This window comes from Kocuria rosea, from assembly GCF_023715525.1.
GTDB classification, from domain to species: domain Bacteria; phylum Actinomycetota; class Actinomycetes; order Actinomycetales; family Micrococcaceae; genus Kocuria; species Kocuria rosea_A.
Map to the genome: position 1 here is coordinate 250,218 of NZ_JAMBOG010000002.1, position 9,632 is coordinate 259,849.

Consider the following 9,632-nt stretch of genomic DNA (forward strand, 5'->3'; position numbering starts at 1 on the left):
GGCCTCCCACGTGCCCTCTTGTAGGGTGGAGGCCGTGAGCACGTCCCTGGAGCACCTCGCCGCCGTCGCCGCCGCCGGCGTGCCCGGGCTCGCGCCCGTGGCCGTGGGCCCGTCCCCCGACGACGACGAGGACTTCCGCTCGGCAGTGGTCCTCGACGCCACCGGCCGGCGCTGGCGGGTGCGGTCCCCGCTGAGCCCGGAGGCGAGCGTGCGCCTGGAGACGGAGCACCTGGTGCTGCGCTCCTTCACCCCTGCCATCCGCTCCCGGCTGCCCTTCCTCGTCCCCACCGCCGTCGGCTGCGTGGAGCACGGCCAGCTGCACGCCTTCGTCCACTCCCACATCGAGGGGGCCCCGCTGGGCATCGACGCGCTCGCCCGGATGGCCGCCCACCCGGACCCGCAGGACCAGCGGCACGTGCCCAGCGCCGACCCCCCGCCCACGCTGGCCGTGCAGCTGGGGCGCGTCCTGGCGGCCGTGCACGCCCTGCCCCCCGCCCTGGTGCTGGACGCGGACCTGCCCGGCTACACGGCCGAGCAGTGCCGGCAGCGCCGCCGCACGGAGATCGCCCGGGCCGCCGCGACCGGGCACGTGCCCGCGGCGCTGCTGCGCCGGTGGGAGCGCACCCTGGAGGACGGCACCGCCTGGGACTTCCGTCCCCGCGTCGTCCACGGGGACCTCCAGGAGGACGACCTCGTCATCGCCCGCGGCCGGATCCGCGGGGTGACGGGCTGGACCGACCTGCACGTGGGCGATCCCGCCGAGGACTTCGCGTGGCTGATCGGGGCGCGGGACACGCGCTTCGCCGGCGCGGTGCTGGAGGCCTACACCGCCGCCTGCCGGGGCCGTTCCTTCCGTGCGCCCGACGACGAGCCCGATCCGCACCTGCTGGAGCGCGCCCGCCTGGACGCCGAGCTCGCCGTCGCCCGCTGGCTCGTGCGGGGGGTGGACCGCGGGGACGACGCCACGGTCGCCGACGCGCAGCGGATGCTCGCCGCGCTCGAGCGGGACGTCGCCCGGCGGGACCCGGCAGCGGCGGAGCCGGCCCCGGGACCCGGGCAGGCACCGGGGGCCGGCCCCGGTCCGGACGCCCCGACCGGCTAGGGCCGGATCGGCTCAGAGCGGCGACAGGAGGCGACGTGTCGGGGTGGACGCCGAGGCGGACACGGTGGTTGATGGCCGTCTGGGCGGCCGTGTTCCTGGTCTACGGCGCGATCCTGCTCGTGCAGGGCGACGGGATCGGGTGGGTCGTGGTCATCGGGGCGCTGGTGATGCTGGCCGGCATCGTGCTGACGGCTCGGGACGGTGGTCGCCACCGGCCGTGAGGAGAAGCGGATCCTCCCGGCCGGGCGCACGGGCACGCTGGTCGCCGCCGGGCCGCTGGTGCGGCCCGGGCTCGGACGACGACGCACGACCCCACCGGGCGGCCCAGTCCGCCGCCCCCCTCATCCTCCTCCCCCCGTGGCGAGGACGGACTTCAGGAGGCGCGGGCTGGGCGCGGGGACGGGACCGGCGGGCTCGAGGACGGCGGGACCCTGCAGCCGAGCCCGTCCGGCAGGTGCAGGGGCCGATCACACCCACTCCACCGGCGTCCCCGGCCAGCACTCCTAGGCCCGCAGCACCACGCGGTAGGCCTCCCGGACGACGGCCTCGAGCTCCTCGGTCCCCGCGAGGTCGTGCGGGCGGACCACCCGGTCCTCCGCCACGTAGTAGAAGGCCGCGGTGACGTCCTCCAGGGGCGCCCCGCGCAGCCGCGACCACGCGAGCCGGTAGACGGCCAGCTGCGCCGAGCGTTCCTGGAGCTCCCGCCCGGCCGGGGCCCGGCCCGTCTTCCAGTCGACCAGCTCCCACGTGCCGTCGCCGTTGCGGAACACGGCGTCGACGCGCCCCCGCACCGTGATCCCGCCGATCGGGGTCTCCAGGGGGAACTCCACGGCGTACGGCTGCCGGTCCGCCCACGGGCTCGCGCGGAACGTCGCGGACAGCCCGGGAAGGTCGTAGGCCTCGTCGACGTACTCGTCCGCGCTGCCGGGCAGCTCCCCCACGTCGAAGATCGCGGAGCTGCCGTAGAACTGCTCCACCCAGGCGTGGAACGTGGTGCCGCGGCGGGCCGCGGTGCCCGGCCGGCGCGGCATGGGCCGGCGCAGGCCCGAGACCACGTCGTGCGGGTCCCGGGAGAGCGCCACGAGCGTGGACGCCGAGACGTGGGACGGCATAGGCACCGTCCGCTCGCTGCGGGCGTCCTCGTGCCGGGCGAGCAGGATCCGGGCCTCCTCCGACCAGCGGCGCGGGTCGGGGGCGAGGCCGTCGCGCTCCGCGGCGCCGAGGAGGTCCTCGACGTCGAGGCCCGCGGTGTCCGGGAAGCCGCGCGCCAGCACCGCGCGGGCCGCCCCCTCCAGCGCGTCGCGGCGGCCCCGGTGCGGGGGCGGGCTCACGCGCACGGAGCTCGTCCCGTCCTCGGCGGTCACCGTCTCGGTGATCTCCGGGCCCTCGAGCGGGTCGTAGGGCCACGGCGCGCTGAGCACGGTGGCCGCCGCCGGGTTCTGCGTGCCCGGCGGGACCTCCGCCCACGGCCCCCGCCGCACGGACGGGGCCGGGCCCTGCGTGAGCGGGGCCAGCTCCGCGACGAACACGGAGGGCTCCTGCCCGGTCCGGGCCGTGCCGCGGAAGACGGTGCACGAGAGCTCGAGCACCGACCGGGCGCGGGTGACCGCCACGTAGGCGAGACGGCGCTCCTCGTCCTCCGCGTGCTGGGCGGCGAGCTCGAGGTAGTCGGTGTGGGAGTCCTCCAGCGCCTTGAGGTCGGTCGTGTCCACGGACCACTGGGGCAGGAACCGGGCGTCCCCGCGCAGCGGCCAGGGGAGGGCGCCGGTCTCGACGGTCCAGCGGGACGGGTTGTCGGTGGGGAAGTTCTTCGTGTTCAGGCCCGGGACGTAGACGTGGTCCCACTCGAGACCCTTGGAGGAGTGCACGGTGACGAGCTGCACCGCGTCCTGGCGGGGACGGTCGGGGCCGGGCTCGAGCCCGTTCTCCTCGGCGAGCGTGACGTCGAGCCAGGCGAGGAACGCGGAGACGTCGCCCGTGGCGGAGGACGCCGTGAACGTCAGGGCCGCCTCGTGGAACGCGTCCAGGTTGCGCCGCGCCTGGTGCGACGAGCGGTGGGGGTGGGCGGCGACCTCGACGTCGAGGCCCATGACCGTCTCGACCTCGTGCAGCAGGCTCGGCAGGTCGTCGGCGAGGAACGGGCGCAGGTGGTCGAGCTCGTCGCGCAGCCGCAGCATCCGCGCGCGCGCGGCGTCGGAGAGGGAGCGGCCGTGGGCGGAGACCCAGCCGGGCCGCGGCAGGGTCTCCAGCGCCTCGATCAGGGAGGCGTGGTCGGAGAGGTCGGGCTCGACGAGCGCGTCCTCCTGCGCCTCCTCCTCCGTCACCGGGGACTCGAGGTCCTCGGGCCGGCCCGCCTCCGCCGCCTCGGTGCGCCGGCGCTCCAGGTGGGCGGCCCAGTCGGACAGGGCCATGAGGTCGCGGGTCCCGATCCGCCAGCGGGCGCCCCCCAGCAGCCGGACCAGGGCGTCGGAGCGGCCGGGGTCGTCGAGCACCCGCAGGGTCGCCACGACGTCACCGACCTCCGGGGTGGCGAGCAGCCCGCCGAGGCCCACGACCTCGTAGGGCAGGCCGCGGGCGGCGAGCTCCCGGCGGACGGGCTCGATCTGGGAGCGCTTGCGGCACAGCACCGCCATGGTCGGCATCTCCGCCGGGTCCCCCCGGTGCTCGGCGCGCCGGGCCCGCACCTGCTCGGCGATGGCCACGGCCTCCTCGACGTCGGTGGCGTAGCGGCTCAGCCGGACCTCGCCGGGTCCGGCGCCGGGCCGGGGGTCCAGCTCGGGCACCGTCAGCGGGGACGCGCCCCGCGCCCACGGGGGCAGGCTCCGCAGCGGGGCGGCGAGGGTGTTGGCGACGTCGAGGATCCGGGCGTCGTTGCGCCACGCCGTGGTCAGGAAGCTCGGGCGCCCGTCCTCGCCCGGGGCCACCGGGAAGGAGTCGTAGAAGCCGAACAGCTGCCCGGCGGAGGCCCCGCGGAAGCCGTAGATCGACTGCTGCGGGTCGCCCACCGCCATCACGGAGTGCCCGTGGCCGAACAGGGCGGAGAACAGCCGCAGCTGCGCGTGGGAGGTGTCCTGGAACTCGTCGAGCAGCACCACGCGGTGGCGCTGACGCTCGGTGTCCCGGGCGGTGGGGTCCTCCGCCGCCAGCCGGGCGGCGGCGGAGAGGAGGTCGCCGAAGTCCATGGCCTGGGCCTCCCGCTTGCGGCGGGTGAACTCCGCGACGAGCTCGGCGAGCACCCACGAGGCCCGCTGGGTGTGCTCGACCTTCTTCAGCGTGGGGCCCAGGCTCCGCTTCCGGCGGCCGGGCGGCGTCGTGGCCAGCTCGCCCAGCAGCTGCTCGGCGAAGCGCTCCACGGCCTCCGGGGCCACGAGGTGCTCGGCGCACGCGGACGCGAGGCCCAGCACGGCCCGGACCATGGTCGACTTGGCGGGCATGGCCTCCAGCAGCTCGCCCGTCCAGTCCTCGACGGTCTGTGCGGCGAGCTGCCACGCCTGGGCCGGGCCCAGCAGGGTCGTGTCCGGCTCGATGCCGATCCGCAGCCCGTAATCCCGCACGAGCGCGTTGGCGTAGGAGTGGTAGGTGCTGACGGTGGGGTCCTGGGGCGCCTGCGGGACGTCGTCCTCGCCCTCCGCGGCGGGCACCTCGACGCCGGCGGCGCGCAGCGTGGCCAGCCGGTGGCGCATCCGCTCCCCCAGCTCGCCCGCGGCCTTGCGGGTGAACGTCACGCCGAGCACCTGGTCGGGGGCGACGACCCCGTTGGCCACGAGCCACACGACGCGGTCGACCATGGTCGCGGTCTTGCCGGACCCCGCCCCGGCGACGACGAGCCGCGGGGTCAGCGGCGCGCTGATCACGGCGGACTGCTGGGGCGTGGGCCGGCGGCCGTCGCCGTCGAGCAGCTCCGCGAGCTCTTCGGGGTTGTAGCGCGGGTCCACCCCGCCGTAGGGGTGCACGGCCTCAGGGGCGCGGGGCGCACCCGTGGTGGTCGGGGCGTCGGTCATGCGGGTTCCGGTCTCCTCCCGGTCGGGTTCGGGGCTCACGGTTCGCTCACCTGCCGTCCCTCTGCGCACAGGGGGCAGATCTGCGGCAGCTTGCAGCCGTGGCCGTTGAACGCGCCCTCGGACTGGTCGTGGCGGGCCGTGAAGCGCTCCCCCGCGACGAGCTCGGCCGCGCGGGTGATCAGCTCCCGGGCCCAGGCGGCGCCGGGCTCCAGGGGGTCCTGCTGCTGGACGCGCGGGGTCTTGTCGTCGGTGCCCAGCTGGACCAGCAGGGCACCGCCGGACAGCTCCGTGACGGTGCCCTCCGGCAGCACGAGCTCGGGCCCGTCCTCGCCCGCGGCCATCGCCGCCCCGGCGCCGGCGCTCAGGGCGACCTGGTAGGCGGCCAGCTGGGGGTGCTCGGGGATCTTCGCCGAGACGGGCTTGGTGCGGCCGGTCTTGAGGTCGACGACCACGTAGCGGCCCTGCTCGTCGACCTCGAGCCGGTCCACCCGCCCGCGCAGCAGGGCGTCCCGGGCCCGCCCCTGGACGAGGACGCTGAAGGAGCCCTCGACCGAGGCGAGCCGCCGGCCGTGCTCCCGGCGGGCGTCCAGGACGTACTGGGCGAACTTGCGCAGCATCTGCCGCGCCCGCTCCAGCTGCACCGCGGACTCCCAGGTCTCGGGCAGCCCGAGGGTGGGCCAGCGGCGCTCCAGCTCCGCGACCAGCTCGGTGCCGGCGGCCTCGGGGAGGTCCTCGGCGACGGCGTGCACGAGCGAGCCGAGGCTGCGGCTGAGGTCGGTCGCGGCCTCGCCGCGGGAGGCGGCCACGAACCAGTCCAGCGGGGAGCGGTGGATCGTCTCGATCCGGGACGGGGAGACGGGCACGGGGACGCCGTCGTCGAAGACCGGTTCGGTGCTGGTCAGCGGGGCCGTGCCCCACCAGGTGTCGGGGTGGGCGCCGGGCACCGGGCGCGGGGAGCGGGCGATGCGGTGCAGCAGCCGGGCGGCCGCCTCCGAGCGCACCGGGTCCTCCTCGTGCAGCTGGACCCACTGCCGCAGCTCGGCCACGAGCGCGCGCAGGGTCATGGGCCGCGGCGCGTCGACCGGGGCGCGGGCGCCCTCGGGGCCCGTGCCGGGCGGGTCGACGAGGTCGAGGAACTCGGAGGGCTGCTCGTCCTCGTTGGACGCCGCCGTGACCACGAGCGTGCCGCAGCTGCGGGAGACGGCGGCCGAGAAGGAGCGCAGCTCGTCGTGGCGGACCTCCCGCATCCGCGTCAGCGGCGTCACCCGGGCGGCCTGCTCGGTCCCGAGGTCCAGGGCGTCGGTGAGCAGGTCCGCGCCCAGCAGGCGCCCGCGCAGGCGGGTGTTCGGCCACAGGCCCTCCTGGACGCCGGCGACGAACACGACCGGCCACTGCCGCCCGGCGGCGGTCGCGGGGGTCATGATCTCGACGGTCTCGTCGGTCGGGGCCCGGGCGGCCAGGGTGTCCATCGGCAGGTCCTGGCTCTCGATGTAGTCGAGGAACTGGGCGGGGCTCGCCCCGGGGAGGTGGTCGACGTAGCGCTCGGCGGACTCGAAGAGCGCGACCACGGCGTCGAGGTCGCGGTCGGCCCGCTCCCCGGCCGGGCCGCCCTCGAGGGCGCGGCGGCGCCACGCGTCGGCGACGGCGGCGGCCTCCCACAGCGCCCACAGCACGGTCTCCGCCGTGGCCCCCTCCTCCCGCAGGGCGCGGGTCCCGGCGGAGATCATCCGGGCGACCCGGCGGGCGGCCCCCGAGCGCACGCCCGCGGCGTCGAGGGCCCCCGGCGCCACGAGCGCCTCGACGAGCAGGTCGTCGCTGGTGCGCCCGCCGCCCCCGGCGAGCTCCTCCGCCCGCAGCCGCTGGCGCAGCCGGCGGAGGTCCATCGGCGAGGCGTTGCCGATCCGGGAGGTCAGCAGCTCCACGGCCGCCTGCACCGTCAGGGCACCGAAGCGCTCCGTGTGCTCCGTGGCGCCCCGGGCCCGCGCGGCCTCGGCCTCGGTCACCACGCGCAGCGCCGCGAGCAGCGGCCGCACGGCGGGCTCGTCCCGCACGGGGGTCTCGGCGGCGGACGTGCTCACCGGCACGCCGAGCGCGGAGAGCTGCCGCTCGAGGCCCTCGAGGTAGCGGCCGTTGCGCACGACCACGGCCATGTCCGCGAGCGGCACGCCGGCCACGAGGTGGCGCTCCAGGACCTGGTGGGCGATCCACCGCGCCTCGTGCAGCGGGGAGGAGAGCACCGCCGTGACCACCTCGCCGGCCGGCGGCGCCGCGGCCGGCGTCCCGGGGCCCCCGTGCTCCGCGGCGGGGGCCCCGTGCTCCGCGGCGGGCGTCCCGAGCCGGCGGGGGGTGCGCACGACGGCGGGGATCCGCTCGGCCACGCGCTGCCAGACCTCCCCCACGGCGGCCGGCATGCGCCGGCTCGTGGTCAGCAGGTGCCGCTGCAGCGGGCGGCCGGGGTCGGCCAGCCGGTCGTCGAGGCTGCGCAGCAGGTCCGGGCGCGCTCCGCGGAAGCCCTGGACCACGGTGTCCGGGCACGCCGTCACCACCGTGTCCCGGCCCCGGCACAGCACGCCGAGCAGCCGGTGGATGGAGGGGGTCGCCTCCTGCAGGTCGTCGACGAGGACGAGGTCCAGGCGCTCCTGCTCGGCGCGAAGGAACTCGGGGCGGTCCTCGAGCAGCCGCGCCGCCTCGGAGACCAGGGCGGCGGGGTCGTAGGCCTCCGGCATCCGCAGCCGGCGCACGGCCTGGTACTCGGCGCGCACGGCAGCGGCGGCGGCCCAGTCCGGACGCCCCAGCCGGCGGGCGAGCGCCCGCAGGTCGTCGGGGGCGAGGTCGTACTCGGACATGCGGTCGAACACCTCCCGCACCTCCTGGCGGAAGCCGCGCGTGCCCAGCGCCTCCCGCAGGTCGGGGGGCCACGCGACGGCGGCGCCCTCCCCCACGGCATGGCCCGCCATCAGCTCGCCGATGAGCACGTCCTGCTCCGGTCCGGAGAGCAGCTTGGGGCTCTGCGCCACCCCGGCCAGGAGGCCCTCGTTCTGGGCCCGGCGCAGGAGGTCGAAGGCGTAGGACTGCCACGCGCGCACGGGCGGGGAGCTCATGGTGGCGGAGACCGTGGCGGTGAGGTCGTCGCGCAGCCGGGCGGCGGAGAGCCGGGAGGGCGTCAGCACGAGCAGACGGTCGGGGTCGAGGCCCTCCCGGATCCGGCGCGCCGCGAGCTCGACGAGCACGCGGGTCCGGCCCGTGCCGGGCCCGCCGACGACCAGCCGGGGACCGCACCCGGCGCGCAGCGCGACGACCTCCTCCTGCTCCGGGGTGGGCCGCCACCGGGTGCGCTCCTCGCCGGCGCCGCGCGGCGGGACGAGGCTCCACCGCACCGGCCCGGTGCCCGTGCCGGTGGGTGCGGTGGGAGGAGTGGGGTGCTCGGTCTGCCGCATGGTCCCATCTCATCACGGCGGTCGGACGCGGTAGCACCGGGCGCCGGGCCCGGGCCGGTGGCGGGTCGGAGGCGGCCGGTACGGTGGGGCCATGGCCTCGACCTCACGCCCTTCCAGCACCCCCGAGCAGCTGCCCCTGCCGGAGCCCGCCCCGCCGCGGGTGGACCGCCGCGCGGCGGCGCCCGCCGCTCCCGAGGGGGCCCAGGGCGCGCTCTTCGACCTCGACGAGGGGCGCGGCCCCTCGTCCCCGGCGTGGACGGAGCAGCCGCGGGCGGCCTTCGACCTGGAGACCACCGGGCGCGACCCCCGCACCGCGCGCATCGTCACGGCCTCGGTCGTGCGCACCGACGCCACGGGACGGGTGACCGACGCGTGGGAGTGGCTGGCGGACCCGGGGGTGGAGATCCCCGAGGAGGCGGCGGCCGTGCACGGGGTGAGCACGGAGCGGGCCCGTGCCGAGGGCCGCCCGGCGCGGGAGGTCGTCGCCGAGGTCGCCGCCGTGCTCGGCGAGCTGTTCGCGGCCGGGACCCCGGTGCTGGTGTTCAACGCCTCCTACGACTTCACGGTCCTCGCGCGGGAGGGGCACCGGCACGGCGTGGCGGTCCCGGTCCCCTTCCCGGTGCTCGACCCGTTCGTGCTCAACAAGCAGGTGCACCGGTACCGGCGCGGCAAGCGCACGCTCGGGGCGCTGTGCGAGGAGTACGGGGTCGAGCTCACGGCGGCCCACACCTCGGCGGCGGACTCCGTGGCCACCGAGCGGCTCGCGGTGCTCATGGCGCAGCGCTTCCCCGCGCTGGTGCGCCCGGCCGCGGAGCTGCACGCCGACCAGGTGGGCTGGGCCGCGGAGCAGGCGGCGGACCTGCAGGAGTACTTCCGCCGCACCCGCCCGGACGCGGTGGTCGACGGCACCTGGCCGTGGGAGCAGCCGGCGAACTTCACGATCTGGGCCCGGCCGGGGACGCCGCGGGCGAGGCGGAGGGCGGTCCTGGCGGCCTCGGTGCCGGTCGAGACCATGCGCAGCTCGGCGATGGCGGCGGCGCGGTCGACGAGCAGCTCGGCGCGCTCGGGCTCCCCGCGCGGCGTGGCGCCGGA

4 protein-coding genes and 1 pseudogene are annotated in these 9,632 nt (G+C 77.3%); 3 read left to right on the forward strand and 2 right to left on the reverse strand.

The window, feature by feature from the left end:
* The first annotated feature begins 34 nt into the window (after window positions 1-34).
* Together M3185_RS02415 and M3185_RS02420 are read left to right on the forward strand one after the other, a co-directional pair.
* Window positions 35-1,102 carry a phosphotransferase gene (locus M3185_RS02415; protein WP_251332066.1) on the forward strand — a complete coding sequence of 356 codons (1,068 nt, stop codon included), beginning with the start codon at window positions 35-37 and terminating at the stop codon, window positions 1,100-1,102.
* A 71-nt stretch (window positions 1,103-1,173) separates the two neighbouring features.
* A complete protein-coding gene (locus tag M3185_RS02420; protein WP_251332067.1) occupies window positions 1,174-1,323 on the forward strand; it encodes a hypothetical protein in 150 nt (49 codons plus the stop codon).
* A gap of 282 nt (window positions 1,324-1,605) precedes the next feature.
* Here the strand turns inward: M3185_RS02420 and M3185_RS02425 are convergent, their stop codons facing one another.
* Window positions 1,606-5,142 carry an ATP-dependent helicase gene (locus M3185_RS02425; RefSeq protein WP_308222169.1) on the reverse strand — a complete coding sequence of 1,179 codons (3,537 nt, stop codon included), beginning with the start codon at window positions 5,140-5,142 and terminating at the stop codon, window positions 1,606-1,608.
* Window positions 5,139-8,540, reverse strand: a complete 3,402-nt coding sequence (locus tag M3185_RS02430) for an ATP-dependent helicase (protein ID WP_251332068.1) — start codon at window positions 8,538-8,540, stop codon at window positions 5,139-5,141. Before M3185_RS02430 ends, M3185_RS02425 begins: the two co-directional genes overlap by 4 nt.
* Window positions 8,541-8,631: 91 nt before the next feature.
* On the opposite strand from M3185_RS02430, the pseudogene M3185_RS02435 reads away from it, so the two are divergent.
* Window positions 8,632-9,456, forward strand: a pseudogene (locus M3185_RS02435) (3'-5' exonuclease); the annotation flags it as partial.
* Window positions 9,457-9,632: the final 176 nt, after the last annotated feature.